Source organism: Bacillus chungangensis, assembly GCF_030812995.1.
GTDB classification, from domain to species: domain Bacteria; phylum Bacillota; class Bacilli; order Bacillales; family Bacillaceae_C; genus Bacillus_CF; species Bacillus_CF chungangensis.
Genome location: NZ_JAUSTT010000015.1, coordinates 40320 through 54196, shown reverse-complemented (window position 1 = coordinate 54196; position 13877 = coordinate 40320). Strand labels below are relative to the sequence as shown.

12 protein-coding genes and 1 pseudogene are annotated in these 13877 nt (G+C 39.5%); 2 read left to right on the top strand and 11 right to left on the bottom strand.

Features of this window, described 5'->3' with window-relative positions; translation table 11 throughout:
* Nucleotides 1–10 precede the first annotated feature (10 nt).
* From J2S08_RS12975 to J2S08_RS12950, 6 genes are all read right to left on the bottom strand, one after another.
* The gene (locus tag J2S08_RS12975) at nucleotides 11–982 is read right to left on the bottom strand and encodes an ABC transporter ATP-binding protein (RefSeq protein WP_307230154.1); all 972 of its coding nucleotides are present in this window, start codon (nucleotides 980–982) and stop codon (nucleotides 11–13) included.
* The gene (locus J2S08_RS12970; protein WP_307230152.1) at nucleotides 957–1961 is read right to left on the bottom strand and encodes an ABC transporter ATP-binding protein; all 1005 of its coding nucleotides are present in this window, start codon (nucleotides 1959–1961) and stop codon (nucleotides 957–959) included. The genes J2S08_RS12975 and J2S08_RS12970 overlap by 26 nt, the downstream gene beginning before the upstream one ends.
* A 23-nt stretch (nucleotides 1962–1984) precedes the next feature.
* Complete coding sequence (locus J2S08_RS12965; protein ID WP_370875687.1) at nucleotides 1985–2872, bottom strand: ABC transporter permease subunit; 888 nt, start codon at nucleotides 2870–2872, stop codon at nucleotides 1985–1987.
* Nucleotides 2873–2900: 28 nt separating this feature from the next.
* Nucleotides 2901–3821 carry a glutathione ABC transporter permease GsiC gene (gene gsiC / locus J2S08_RS12960; protein ID WP_307230148.1) on the bottom strand — a complete coding sequence of 307 codons (921 nt, stop codon included), beginning with the start codon at nucleotides 3819–3821 and terminating at the stop codon, nucleotides 2901–2903.
* Between the two features lie 363 nt (nucleotides 3822–4184).
* On the bottom strand, nucleotides 4185–5774 hold the full coding sequence (locus J2S08_RS12955; protein ID WP_307230146.1) for a glutathione ABC transporter substrate-binding protein: 1590 nt from the start codon (nucleotides 5772–5774) through the stop codon (nucleotides 4185–4187).
* Between the two features lie 147 nt (nucleotides 5775–5921).
* Nucleotides 5922–6932: an asparaginase gene (locus J2S08_RS12950; RefSeq protein WP_307230144.1), complete on the bottom strand. Its 1011-nt coding sequence runs from the start codon at nucleotides 6930–6932 to the stop codon at nucleotides 5922–5924.
* Nucleotides 6933–7279: 347 nt separating this feature from the next.
* On the opposite strand from J2S08_RS12950, the pseudogene J2S08_RS22760 reads away from it, so the two are divergent.
* Both J2S08_RS22760 and J2S08_RS12945 read left to right on the top strand, forming a co-directional pair.
* Nucleotides 7280–7648: pseudogene (locus J2S08_RS22760) on the top strand (hypothetical protein); the annotation flags it as partial.
* Between the two features lie 6 nt (nucleotides 7649–7654).
* A complete protein-coding gene (locus tag J2S08_RS12945; protein WP_442320908.1) occupies nucleotides 7655–8602 on the top strand; it encodes a methyl-accepting chemotaxis protein in 948 nt (315 codons plus the stop codon).
* A gap of 285 nt (nucleotides 8603–8887) precedes the next feature.
* Here J2S08_RS12945 and J2S08_RS12940 read toward each other — a convergent pair whose 3' ends face one another.
* The 5 genes from J2S08_RS12940 to J2S08_RS12920 all read right to left on the bottom strand — a co-directional run bounded on the left by J2S08_RS12940 (nucleotide 8888) and on the right by J2S08_RS12920 (nucleotide 13876).
* Nucleotides 8888–9142 carry a hypothetical protein gene (locus J2S08_RS12940; RefSeq protein WP_307230140.1) on the bottom strand — a complete coding sequence of 85 codons (255 nt, stop codon included), beginning with the start codon at nucleotides 9140–9142 and terminating at the stop codon, nucleotides 8888–8890.
* 41 nt (nucleotides 9143–9183) lie between these two features.
* Complete coding sequence (locus J2S08_RS12935) at nucleotides 9184–10242, bottom strand: hypothetical protein (RefSeq protein ID WP_307230138.1); 1059 nt, start codon at nucleotides 10240–10242, stop codon at nucleotides 9184–9186.
* A gap of 114 nt (nucleotides 10243–10356) precedes the next feature.
* Nucleotides 10357–12261 carry a hypothetical protein gene (locus tag J2S08_RS12930; protein WP_307230135.1) on the bottom strand — a complete coding sequence of 635 codons (1905 nt, stop codon included), beginning with the start codon at nucleotides 12259–12261 and terminating at the stop codon, nucleotides 10357–10359.
* Nucleotides 12262–12272: 11 nt separating this feature from the next.
* Nucleotides 12273–13004 carry a hypothetical protein gene (locus J2S08_RS12925; protein WP_307230134.1) on the bottom strand — a complete coding sequence of 244 codons (732 nt, stop codon included), beginning with the start codon at nucleotides 13002–13004 and terminating at the stop codon, nucleotides 12273–12275.
* Between the two features lie 275 nt (nucleotides 13005–13279).
* On the bottom strand, nucleotides 13280–13876 hold the full coding sequence (locus J2S08_RS12920) for an SPRY domain-containing protein (protein ID WP_307230132.1): 597 nt from the start codon (nucleotides 13874–13876) through the stop codon (nucleotides 13280–13282).
* Nucleotide 13877 lies beyond the last annotated feature (1 nt).

Below are 13877 nucleotides of genomic sequence, written 5' to 3'. Positions count from 1 at the left end.
TACTCTCACCTTACTCCGTTTCGACTAGATGGCAAGCAACAAAATGCTGTTCTTTCACCTCTCTGAACACAGGCGCAGTTTGCTTGCATATGTCTGTTGCATATGGACACCGTGTATGAAAGGTGCAGCCGCTCGGAGGATTAGCTGGGCTCGGAATATCACCCTTCAACAAGATTCTCTCTCTTTTCACTCTTGGATCGGGAATCGGAACAGCAGAAATTAACGCTTTTGTATACGGATGCATCGGTTCAGCATAGAGCGCATCACGGCCAGCTAATTCTACCATTCTGCCAAGATACATCACCCCGACCCGATCTGAGATGTGCTCAACAACACTTAAATCATGGGCGATAAATAAATAGGTCAAGCCGAACTTTTTTTGCAAATCCTTCAATAAATTTAAAATTTGCGACTGAATAGAGACATCGAGTGCTGATACAGGCTCATCGGCAATAATAAGCTGAGGATTGACAGCAAGTGCTCTCGCAATGCCTATTCTTTGCCGCTGCCCGCCGCTAAATTCATGAGGAAATCGCTCAGCATGATAAGGATCAAGTCCGACGATCTCTAATAACTCATGAATTCTTTCGAGCCTTTTATGTTGCGCCATTTCATGGACAATCAAAGGCTCTCCGACAATATCTTTCACTTTCATCCGCGGATTTAGCGACGCATATGGATCTTGAAAGACCATTTGGAATTGCTTTCGCAGCGGTCTAATTTCATCTTCGCGAAGATGGGTTGTTTCTTGTCCTTGAAAAAAAATTTGTCCCTCCGTTGGCTCCATCAGCCTCATCAACATCCTTCCTGTTGTTGACTTGCCACAGCCGCTTTCGCCGACAAGACCGAACGTTTCCCCTTTATCAATATGAAAAGAAACACCGTCCACTGCTTTCACATATTGCTGCTCTTTACTAAATAATTTCTTTTTAATAGGGAAATATTTTTTTAACTGCTTAACTTCCAGCAACGGTTGGTTCATGCGCTTCTTCCTCCTCATACAGCCAACATCTACAAGTATGCTGATCATTCAAATGCTTCAGCTCTGGCTCTTTCGTCCAACAAATATCTTTCGCTGCTGAACACCTAGGGGCAAACCTACATCCCTTTGGCATTTTACTTGGGATTGGAACATTGCCAGGGATCGATGTTAAGCGTGATACTCTTTGGCCTAGCTTCGGAGTCGATCCTAACAGCCCTTTAGTATAAGGATGCTTCGGATTCTCAAAAAGCGTGAACACATCCGTCTCCTCTACAGCTTTTCCAGCGTACATGACAACGACACGGTCACACATTTCGGCCACTACACCAAGGTCGTGGGTAATAAGCAAGATCGCTGTTTCTCCAGTATCTCGCAAATTGCGCATTAAATCTAATATTTGTGCCTGAATGGTGACATCAAGTGCTGTCGTTGGTTCATCGGCAATTAATAGCTTCGGATTGCAAGCCATTGCCATCGCAATCATGACACGCTGTCTCATCCCGCCTGATAATTGGTGGGGAAATTCATCCACAATCTCATCTGGACGCGGAATCCCTACTAAACTTAACATGTGAATTGCATGGTCTCTCGCTTCCTTTTTATCATAGCGAAGATGCAAACGAATCGCTTCTTCCAATTGCTTTCCGATTCGGTAAACAGGATTTAACGATGTCATCGGCTCCTGAAAGATCATTGCAATATCATTGCCTCTGATTTTGCGCATTTCCTTTTCACTTAGTTGCACGAGATTACTTCCCTCAAATAAAATGTCGCCCCCGACAATTTTACCAGGAGTATCTTTCAATAATCTCATAATCGATAAAGAAGTAACACTTTTCCCACAACCTGATTCTCCAACTACACCCAATGTCTCGCCTTTTTTTACAGAAAGAGTTACTCCATCAACGGCCTTTACGACACCTGAGTCACTATAAAAATATGTTTTCAAGTCGTTCACTTCTAATAGATTGCTACTCATAAAAGCACCCCTTTCTGAAGTTATCAATCTTTCATTTTTGGATCGAGTGCATCTCTTAAACCGTCCCCCAGCAAATTAAATGCTAACACTGTCACAAAAATCGCAAGCCCAGGGAAAAGCGTTACATGTGGGGCTGTATTCAAATAATCTCTGCCGCCGCTTAGCATCGCACCCCATTCTGGTGATGGCGGCTGAGCACCTAAACCTAAAAAACTCAAGCTGGCCGCTGTTAAAATCGCTGTGCCAATACGCATCGTGAAATAAACGATAATACTAGAAACTGTTCCTGGAAAAATATGCTTCCATATAATCCTTCTATGTTTTGCTCCAATCGAACGCGTTGCTTCCACATAAAGCGTAGATTTCACTGTCAACGTCGTGCTTCGGACAATTCTCGCAAAGATTGGAACACTGAAAATCGACACCGCAATAATGACGTTGCCGAGACCTGGCCCCAAAATAGCAATAATCCCAATAGCAAGAAGAATACCAGGAAAGGCGAATAATACATCGCACATTCTCATAATCAAACTATCAATCCATTTGCCATAGTAGCCGCTGATGACGCCGAGGATCGTGCCGATAGAAGCTCCAATGAAGACGGAGACAAGACCGACAAATAAAGAAATCCGCGTTCCTTCAATAATGCGGCTAAAGATATCGCGGCCATATGCATCTGTTCCAGCCCAATGGGCAAGACTAGGCCCAGAAAGCACATTGCTATAATCAGGCTCTGATGAATGATAAGGAACAATGTAAGGTCCAATAATAGCTAAAACGATTAAGAGCAAAATAAAGAAAAAAGATGCCAAGGCAAGCTTTTGCTTTTTAAATTTACGCCAAAACTCTGAAAGAGGTGTTTTATTCTTCTCTGGTTTTTCGCTTAATACAAGTGTTTCATCTTTGTTCATTTGTATTTCTGTCATCACTTCGACCTCCCTACTCGTAGCGTATTTGAGGATTTAAGACACCGTAAAGTAAATCAACAATTAAATTGATTAAAATAAATTCCAAAGCAAACAGAAGCATTTCTGCTTGAATAATTGGATAGTCCCGATAAGCAACAGAATCAATCAATAGTTTACCGAGGCCCGGCCAACTAAAAACCGTTTCAATCACAACAGAACCGCCTAACAGAAAACCAAATTGCAGACCAGTCATCGTTACGACTGGAATCAGCGCATTTCGCAATGCATGTCCCCAAACAACTTTGTTCTCTGCAAGTCCTTTTGAACGTCCTGTCCTAATATAATCCTCATTCAATACATCCATTAATGACGAGCGGGCAAATCTAGCAATAACTGCCGCTACACCAGACCCTAATGTGATAGATGGAAGAATGTAACTTTTCCAAGAATCGAGGCCTCCGGTTGGAAACCAGCCAAGCGTAACTGCAAATAATTGAATCAACATCAATCCAAGCCAGAAGGAAGGCAAAGAAATACCGGAAACGGCTCCAAACATTCCTACATAATCTTGCCATTTGTTGCGTTTTGTCGCGGAAACAACCCCAATGATAAGTCCAACAATGACTGCCCACACCATGCTCCAAACTGTTAACCAAAAGGTCGGCATAAAACGCATTCCTAATTCTTCCATTACAGGTCGTTTCGTTTTTAAGGATGTGCCTAAATCACCTTGTAAAAGGTTTTTCATATAATGTACATATTGCTCATGCATCGGTTTATCGAGACCAAGTTCTTTTCTTACAATCTCAACGTCTTCTATTGTCGCATCTTCGCCAGCTACAAGACGTGCCGGATCGCCTGGTATCATATGGACAAATAAAAAGATCAGGATGGAGACCAAAAAGAGAATCGGAATAATTCCGAGTATTCTGCGAAAAAAGTAACGTAGCAATAGCTATCCCCCCATTTTGTCAGAAAGAGCGCTATCGTCATAGCGCTCTATCATGATTTTCCTGCTTTTCGAGAACCCCGCTCTTACGCTGGCTATGCCAGTCGTTTAGCACAGCTTCAAAGCAGCACTTCATTTTCACTTTATCCCACATCTAACTACTCTAAAGGTGAGTAATGAGAAGTGAGAAGTGGGAAGGGAACTTCTTATCTCCTCTTCCTTCTATGTTGGATGGTTCGGGCCAACAGGGCTTCTTGAATCAACATCGCAAGAAAAAGTAGTTTACTTTTTCGAGGACGCCTGCGGCTTTAGCCTTTTTTCCAATTCCCATGAGCGGGGGATGAAGCCCCCCTACTCATGCAAGTTTTACTTTATTTCAATGTTTTCGACACTTAAAGAACCATCAGGCAACAAATAGATGCCATCTAAATATTCTTTTTTGCCGGCCATCGTATTATCTACAGATAAGAAGGCCCATGGTGCATCGTTCCACAAAATTTCCTGTGCTTCTTTATATGCAGCTTCTCTTTTTTCAGGTGCAGCTGTTTCGATTGCCGCTTGGATTAAAGATGTTGCTTTTTCATCATCATAGTAAGAAACGTTAAATGAATTTGGCGGAAAATTCTCTTTGCCGCCTAACAATGGACGGAATCCCCAGTCAGCATCTCCTGTTGATGGCGACCAGCCAGCATAATATAGTTCCACTTCTGCGTCTTCTGGATTTTGAACAGACCAAACTTTATCTGCCATTGTTCCAGATTCCATCGGAACAACTTCTAATTTGATATCTATTTGTGCTAATTGCTGTTGTAAAAATTCCATTGCTTTAACAGTAGAAGAGCTATTTCCGCCCCAAACTTTTGTTTTAAAGCCATTTTCATAGCCAGCTTCTTTCATTAGCTGCTTCGCTTTTTCAAGATCGAAGTCATAAATCTTTTGTTTGGAATAGAACTGGGTGTTTGGCGCAATGATTGAATCCATCGGATCACCGTAGCCGTTCATAACGACTTGAATGAAAGCTTCTTTATCAATCGCATGGTTAATCGCTTTTCTTACTCTTACATCGTTAAATGGTTCTTTCATCGTGTTCATTGCCAAATATCTCACGATGATAGATGGATTGCTTTCCACTTTTATCCCGTTTTTGCCATCAATTTGATCTGCTTGTTCTGTAGGAACAGGATAAATAAAGTCCGCTTCACCTGTTTGAAGCATCGCAACACGCGAGCCATTTTCGGAAACAGGTTTGAAAGAAATAGAATCGACTTTAGGCAAATCTTCTTTCCAATATGCATCGTTTTTTACAACGGTTAATTTCTCTCCGGGATTCCATTCTGAAAAGACGAATGGCCCAGTTCCAACCGGATGACGTGCAACATCTTTGCCATTTTCCTCAAGAGATTTCGGACTATGCATCATCGCCGCCGGGTGTGCAAAGTTATTAACCATTGCACCAAAAGGCTCTGATAAAATGAACTTCACTGTATGCTCATCAACAACTTGCGTTTCCTTTACTAATGCAAAAAGACTGTAGCGTTTTAATCCATTATCAGGATTAGACAGCCGATCAATATTCGCCTTTACTGCTTCAGCATTAAACGGTGTACCATCATGGAAAGTAATGTTTTCTTTCAGTTTAAAAGTAAACTCTGTCGCCTCATCATTTGCTTCATAACTTTCTGCCAATACAGGCACGACCTTCATCTCTTCATCAAAACCGACTAAACCTTCCATCATTGTTTTTTGCGCCGAATAAGAGAGTGTATCATTTGTATCATGCGGATCCAGGCTGACGAAATTATCTTGGACCGCAATCACGATATCTTTTCCTGTTTTTTTAGCTGGCTTCGATGTTTCTTTCTTCCCTTTTGAATCTCCACCTGAACAGCCTGCTAAACCAAGACTAGCAATAATGATAAGTGCTATAATCGACATCCAAAGCTTTTTCAATGACATTTCCCCCTCTAAGTTATGTTCAAAAAATCTGAAATTAGCGTACAAAGGAAAGTTCAGAAAGTTTTCGAACACCCTCTTTAAGAATTTTGTGTTTCTTACAAGTACGAACAGCATGTGATGCTTTCGCTCTCTTTATAGAAGATGCTTTTACGCATGATCTAATTGAAAACTAGGTTTTAATTGCCCAATTATTTCTTGGCGAGCATTTTTAAGTTGTGGATAATGATATGTTTTTAATTGTTCAAGCTGCTCCTCATTGAGCATGCCTAGCTGTTTCAGCACTTCAACTGCAACCGGATATGTCGCTCTCCCCCCGCCATCATCAATTTTGATGGCAATGCCAATTCCTGTTTCTAGATCACCTATGCAGTAGACAGCTTCCGCTCCAGCTTTGCCAATGGCTTTTCCAGCAGCGACTCTCATATAATCAGTACAAAATCGATCCGTACCGCCAACCATTTCAGGAGCTGCCATCATCGCCTGTGTAATTCGCTTTGCTGCTGCTGCTCTCTTTTCAGACATTCTGCTAGGATTGGCTAATTTTGCATAGCAATAAGCAACCTTTTCAAGTGGTATCCCATGGACAGGAACGCCACAACCATCAATGCCAATTTCAATCTCACTTTTTGGAATTTCCGCTACATCACTAATTACTTCTAGAATTCTTTGCTGAACTGGGTGATGAAGCTGATAGTAATCTGCTATTGATTCTTTCATATAAGCAGCCGTTGCCAACATGCCGCTATGCTTCCCCGAACAATTGTTGTACAACGCTGTGACAGGCTTGCCTGCACGAATTAACGCTTTATAAGCGTCTTCCCAGCGTGGATTATGTACGCCGCATTGTAAGTCTGTTGTCTGAAGACCTGCTCGTTCTAATATAGAGACGACACGATTCGTATGCTGATCCTCTCCGCTATGAGAAGCACATGCTAACGACAAATCCGCTTCATTGAAATGAAAATAATCAGCAGCACCTGTTTCGACAAGTGGAATCGCTTGAATCGGCTTCATAGAAGAGCGTGCATAGACCTTTTTTTGCACATCGCCTTTAGAATAAAGCAGCTCTCCTTCCGCATTGACAATCGCAATATGTCCTTTGTGAATACTTTCAACCATGTCTCCTCTACAAACTTGCACCAATGTCTCTGCTTCCAACTCTATATCCCCCAATACTATCTTGCTATTATTTTTAATTATCTTAAAACATATTACAACCAATTACAACCTATTATTTTTAAAAAATATTGGATAAAAGTGAAAGAAAAGAAAAAATCACCTATTTATCAACAAATTTAACAACCTATTAGAACCTATTAAAAATTGCATTGTATCGCTTCTTCACTTCGTAATCATGTCAGATGTATCAAGCATCAAAACGGCAAAAATGACAATCTATTGAACATGTAAACAGCTATATAGCTAATCGGAGCATATCGGAGCATGTAGCGACTGTTCTAATCGAAAACAAGATTTTATTTAAAAATTCTAAACGTTATGATAAAATGAATGAACAACCATTCATTTATGGCGGAAATGTCGAAAATACTAGAAAAGGAGAAGAGGAAATGGGGCAATCATTGTCTTTATTTAGGTATATTTTTCGTACCATCGCACTTGCTGCTCCAGGTGGAGCATTGATTAGCTGGGGAGCGGTTTTCTTTACCATTCATTATGGAGCAATCCACACCATTATTTTTTCCACTATTTGTGCAGCTTTAATGGGAATTGTTATTTCATCATTGAATTTTCGGCGCTTCGTCCAGCCAATGAAAAAAATCATCGCTAACATGAACGAAATGGCAAACGGCAATTTATCAAACACGCTTGACGAGGAAACGGTAGGAGAACTAAAGCCAATTGCAAAAGCGGTAAATCATATGAGCAAGACATGGTCAGAACTGTTGGATAAAGCGAACGAAACGACTAGAGATGTGATGCTGCAATCTTCCAATTTGGCAACGGTTGCATCGGAAAGCAATGATATTTTTCAACAAGTTTCAGACACGATGAATCATGTCTCAACATCTGTCACGACGCAATATCGCGGGGCTACTGAAAGTGTACAAGCGATGGAGGAAACAGCAACAGCCATCCAAAAAATTGCCGGAAACGCGAAAACAGTCGCTGATTTATCAAAAGACACGTCCTCCCAAGCAGAAAAAGGAAAGCACGCCTCTCAACAAGTGATAAGGCAAATGGACGCTATTAGCCAAACCGTACAACACACCTCTAGTTCTGTCCAACACCTAGGCATTCACTCTCACAAAATCGTTGAAATTGTTCAAATCATTAGCGGCATCTCTGAACAAACATCTCTATTAGCGTTAAATGCAGCGATAGAAGCTGCTAGAGCAGGCGAACACGGAAAAGGCTTTGCCATTGTCGCCTCAGAAGTGAAAAAACTGGCCGAGCAGTCTGAACAATCCGCTTCTGAAATCGCCGACCTTGTAAAAGATGTCGATCAAAACATTACCCTATCTATAGAAACGATGACACAGCTTGAAAAAAACGTAAAAGAAGGAATGGACATTGTCCAAACAACCGACGCCATTTTTAATCATATCGCCCAATCTACAAGCCGAGTTGAAAACGAAATATTAGAAGTCTCATTAGCAGCAGATGCCCTCTCGGCAAACTCAGAAGAAGTCGTCGCTGTATTAGCAGACATGAGCGCCTCATCAAAGCAAGTTGCGGCAAGCTCCAATGACATCACCGCGATTATCGATACACAATTAAACGCCATTCAGGATATTTTTAAATCGGTGCGTTCTCTTGAAAATCATGCGGCTCAATTACGAGCGATTTTGAGGAGTTTGACGAAGTAAGATATGGGTGTGGAGAAAAATGAAGTGTTTTTCTCCACCTGCTTTTTATTCTGTAGCTGTTTATTTCCTCGGATAAGATAACTTGCCCGTTCAACTTATAAATCGACGCAATTGGATAACTTCCCCACTCCCTTCTTTTCATTACTTAGCTGTATTTAAATAAAACTGAACAATCTCAAGAAATATTGTTTATTGGCAACACGCATGTGAATAAGTAGCTCGCTTAACATTTCCAGACATTTTCTCATTTTTACCCATAAAAAATACACCTCTTCAAAGGTGCTGCTACTCTCCGTTATTAGTCAAAAGCATTTTCTTAAATTCCTTCAACTGCTGGCCAGTAATATCATGCTCCATCCCATACTGTTCAAACAACTGTTTTTTTGCTTCGGCATCATCTGGGATAGCGCCTAGGTTTACCCAGACGTTATTGTAATAATAGGCTTCGTTCTCGTATAGAATGAAGGATTTATACTGAACGGATTGTAAGTGTCCGACAATATCATCCTGCTGATTCCATTCAAAACCAATGGTAGGCATTTTATCACCTCTATAAATTCTATAATGTAATCTAATATTGATTAACAAGCAAGGCGGGCGCCGAGTTCCAATCTCGTATTTGAAGTGGAATGAAGCAGGTGAAGACTGAAAACCCCAGTATTCGAGCGACTTGCCCGATGACCACCGAAAACAGCAACGCTTGAAGAATACAAATAAACATAATTATATAACTTAGTCGTTGCTGAACCTCCCCCCTCTTTAATTAGAAATCCAAGCTCTTGATTATCATGAATATCCCCAATAAAGCTATTTACATTATTGGAAAGTTCCATGACATATTTCTTATATCCAGTACCGTTATTATTAAAATTAACGTTGCCTATTAACACATTTCGATTCGAATCACTGACAATACCATCAATCCAATAGTAACAATTTCCCCAAAAATCCTCTATCCCACGATATGACAATTGATGCTTGCCTGTCGTCTCTCCGAAAGATTTATTGCCATACCGATTTGTTTTACCTGTATCTACGACTTCTGAATTTCCTTCCACGTAGCCACGTCCAATTTTCGTTTTAGAGTCGAAGTGTCCGTATTCTAACAGGTAAAGCAATTGCACAGCATGAAGTAAATGATAATCGACTAACCCCCAACCTTTACCTCTTTTCTGTGCCTCAGTTCTAAAGGTGCTAATAGTCTTTTGGCCAGTAGGGATAACACTAGTCCTACTCATTAGCTTACCACCACTAGAAAAACCTAAGTAAGCACCGTAGTATCTTTCATCTACTTCCTCAGCTATACCATCGCCATCCCTATCTCTATAGAAAGCTGGATGCACTGTAAATCCGTCTTTTGGTCTGTCTGAAATCCACCATCTAAACGTCCTTTTTCCTTTAATCGTTCCAACTTCCCACTTCCACCAAAACTTTTTTATCTCTACCATCACTTGTCCATCAGAGCCAATCAAATTTGCTGGTGTACCATCTTCTTTTTTAGTAGAGTCATTAGGATGAAGATAATAATTCACTGTAATATTATCACGCACAACACACCTTCTCATTTCACTCCAAATTGGATATTTATCAAACTCAGAGCGAGGGATAGTGGTGTGTGGGATTGGTTTTAATTCTACCATTCAATTTCACCTCTCATTAGAAGAGTAAAACTATATAATTGTTTTCATCCAGAGTCATTTGGAAAATAAAATTTTTTTGTTCCCTATCAATGCTGCAATTTTCATGACACCTTATTATCCCAACAGCATTTCCTTTAACTCCTTCAACTGCCGGCCAGTAATATCATGCTCCATACCATACTGTTCAAATAGTTGTTTCTTTGCTTCAGTATCATCTGGGATAGCGCCTAAATTTACCCAGCCGCTATTGTAATAGTAGGCTTCACCCTCGTATAGGATGAAGGATTTATTTTTATTTTTAGGTTCGATTAATAGAACGGGACGAAACGCTCTTGAAGCCACTATACTTGAATTACTAGATGCGCGACTTTCTACGCTAGTACGTCCCCTGATTACTCGGAGTCCATTATGATCTGAGGTTGAAGTCCAAGAAAAAACATTTTTCCAATTCCAAACATTATTATCTCCTGCTTCTATTGTCCCGTTTAAATCAGAATTAACAATATATTTATCCCATTCATTATCTTTATTTCCAGTTGAGATGCCGCCAGTTAATAGTCGTGATGTAACGGTAAAACTTTTGTCCATCGTATAATCTATGCTAAAGTCTTTTAGTAAATATTTCCCATCTAGATTATCATTGGAGGTTAATTGTATGTGCATCACGCCATTGAATTCTACTAAATCAAATGGCCGTGCTCCTTTTAAAGAGTGAATGTCTCTACTATTTATCGGAACAAATGATTCACCATTTAAAATTTTACCTCTTATTACATACCCTTCATTTTCTTTATCAGAACGCTCTCTCCAGAATACATAAAGTCTATCATTATACACATACGTTTTAATTTCTTGAATGCTATTTCTGTTTGAATTGTAGTTTAGACTATCAGAAAGTAGCTTCCATTGATTACCTGAAAGCTTTTTACAAACAAGTGATTGTGAACCCTCCATAAACTCGTCAATAAAGAAAACATACAACTCATTTTTATATACTACTAATTTAGGTCTAAATGTATGTTTTTCAGTATCTAAATTAAGAGGAGATGAGAAATCAGCTGTTTTCCAACTACCTCCACTTAATTTCTTCCCTCTAGTTATAGAAGTTTGATTGTTATTCCTTTCGTTCCAAAAGAGATATAACTCATCGTTAAAGACAATAGAGTCTACAAACGCATTTGCTTCAAAGGAATTAAGCCTTACGCCATCATCTTGGTGCCAATAAATTCCATCATATTTTTTAAAACGGAGTCGCTTGTTTTCTCTGAAAAAAATATAAAGAATGTTGTTATAAACACAAACAGACTTAATTTCTGAATGCATAGTGGGATCATAATTTAACGGAGAACCTAAATTAATCCATTTATTTTTCACTAATTTCTTTGCACGTAGAATGGATCTATTTGACCATTCACTCCAGAAAACACAAAGTTCACCATTAAATACAACAGGAAAACACTGTCCGGGATTGCCATTAGGATCAAAATTCAAACTTTCTCCATCGCTAGCGTCTACCCATTTGGTACCATTAAACTTCTTGACCCTTAATAATCTTTTATTGAGTCCTCCGTCAGTAGCTTCGCTAGTAAATACATATAATTCGTTATTAAAAACTATGCTAGAAAGATAGGATACGTTTTCTTTAATATCATAGTTTAATAATTTCCCATCTTGTAGGATATAATTCTCTGCAAGATAATCTAATGTTAATCCACTCCCTGAAGCAATCCCTTCACTATTCAACGTATCCCAACTAATACTATGCTGGATATTCCTATCAGCAATTAACTTCCACCTGCCAAGGTGGTCTCTATCTACACAAATAAAATAAAAATCTCCACTAGGTTCGGCTGAACTTTCAGGAGGAATAAAATCACTTGTCCCTTCACCTAAACCACTGAACACTCCAACCTCATTTGATTTTGCTTGATAATGACAGCGAATGCGTTTTCCTATTGTTAAATCTTTAGGATCAATTACTTCGTCTGGATGTAAAGTTCGGATATTAGATGTTGTCATACTATTCACCTCTATTCTCTATATTCAAAGACTGGCCTAAACCCGTTAATGATAGATCCTACATAATTCAGATCAAATCTATTTAAAGCTTTTAATGATGATCTATCTCCTCTCGTAATTTTAGTGTTCTTAGAGTTCCCTGTAGGAGGATTTCCATCAATATAAATAAACTCGTCAGTCCCTGTAGTGTCTTGACACAGTGTCGAAGCAAGCGTCCAATGGAATACATCATCTAATGTTTTACCTTTTTGTACTTTATTTAAGGGGAAATTAACAATGAACCTGTCCCATTCATTATTTGTAGGCCATGCCCCGAAAACACTTCCGTATCTACCTCCACCTTCATATCCTCTCTTTGATTTATTCCCATTTTGATCTGCATAAGCCACCCCGCCTGTCAATGATCGGACAAATATTTTAGTTCTTCCATCAAACGGATCTGGTTGTAAATGTCCTTGCATAAGCATTTTTGTATTAAAGTAGCTCCACGATATTGATTTGATGGTAACTATTACTCTATCCGCAACTAAAAGTCCTTTAGCTACCTTTACAGCGTAAAAATAAAAATTATTACTGCGGTCGAGTGATTGGGGTATTTGAGTGTATGGTAGCGGCAGTTCGCTTCTACCCGCATCTCCGCTAAAATAGCCTTTATTATTAATGCCGTGAACTTTTATATAATCTCCAATCTGCATATCTTCTATTCTTTTACATCGTTTACCTGTTGTTGCTGGCTCTGCCATTCAATTTCACCTCTCTAAAAGAGCAATTTTATTGTAATTATTTAGAAACATAGACTGTATTGATCTTTCCGTCCCAAGAAATCTTATATCCTAAAAGCAATATTACGTACAGGAGCATAAGCTTTAGTCCCAATCAGCATTCCATTTACGATACTTCCATTCAAAATAGCCTGCTTACCGTTCCACCCAACAGAAGATACTGAAACATCTCTCCTTTGATAAAATAAAAAAACAACACTTGTGAATTTTAAGTGTTGGTGTACTTAGACTTATTTTCATAACTTCATCGTTATAATTTTTATTTTCATATCTTGTGAATGGTTATACGGTTTGTATCCATCAGGCATCTTATATCGGAATGGAGCAGTACCAAAATTAGCAGTCACTGTGATAAAATCTGTATTTGATCCGAATCCAGTGGCTAAAACAGGGAATTTTTCACCTTTTATTTCATGCAAATCCGTATGAGAAATTCCCATACGTTTACCATTTTTCCAGAACTCTAAATTTCCTTCGTCTAAGTTTAAGAGAGTGCTTACTATATCCCCAACTTCACAATCCTCTCCATAAGCGGCGCTCCCTGGATATTTCCTACCGCCAACAAATGGGTAATAGGCTCTAAAACTCTCATGAGTAGTTACAAAGGGAGGATGCAATGAACCATCAAGTATCCCAATATACGCTGGAAATCTGTCTGGTGTGTCACTTGTACTATCAAATTTTACTTCCCAGTACCATTTACCTTTATCTTTTCCTTCGGTCGCTCTTATTGATTCTTTGGGCACACCGCCTCTTATTTTCACAGTCAGATTCTCATTCGACAATACAGGGCTGCCCTGCACATCATTTGGATTCCACGTAACTTCCTTCACT

Excerpts from the sequence above, each read along its gene's own strand:
- J2S08_RS12975 (WP_307230154.1), bottom strand. The coding sequence starts at position 982 with ATGAACCAACCGTTGCTGGAAGTTAAGCAGTTAAAAAAATATTTCCCT.
- J2S08_RS12970 (WP_307230152.1), bottom strand. The coding sequence starts at position 1,961 with ATGAGTAGCAATCTATTAGAAGTGAACGACTTGAAAACATATTTTTAT.
- J2S08_RS12965 (WP_370875687.1), bottom strand. The coding sequence starts at position 2,872 with ATGAACAAAGATGAAACACTTGTATTAAGCGAAAAACCAGAGAAGAAT.
- J2S08_RS12955 (WP_307230146.1), bottom strand. The coding sequence starts at position 5,774 with ATGTCATTGAAAAAGCTTTGGATGTCGATTATAGCACTTATCATTATT.
- J2S08_RS12945 (WP_442320908.1), top strand. The coding sequence starts at position 7,655 with ATGAGCAAGACATGGTCAGAACTGTTGGATAAAGCGAACGAAACGACT.
- J2S08_RS12940 (WP_307230140.1), bottom strand. The coding sequence starts at position 9,142 with ATGCCTACCATTGGTTTTGAATGGAATCAGCAGGATGATATTGTCGGA.
- J2S08_RS12935 (WP_307230138.1), bottom strand. The coding sequence starts at position 10,242 with ATGGTAGAATTAAAACCAATCCCACACACCACTATCCCTCGCTCTGAG.
- J2S08_RS12930 (WP_307230135.1), bottom strand. The coding sequence starts at position 12,261 with ATGACAACATCTAATATCCGAACTTTACATCCAGACGAAGTAATTGAT.
- J2S08_RS12925 (WP_307230134.1), bottom strand. The coding sequence starts at position 13,004 with ATGGCAGAGCCAGCAACAACAGGTAAACGATGTAAAAGAATAGAAGAT.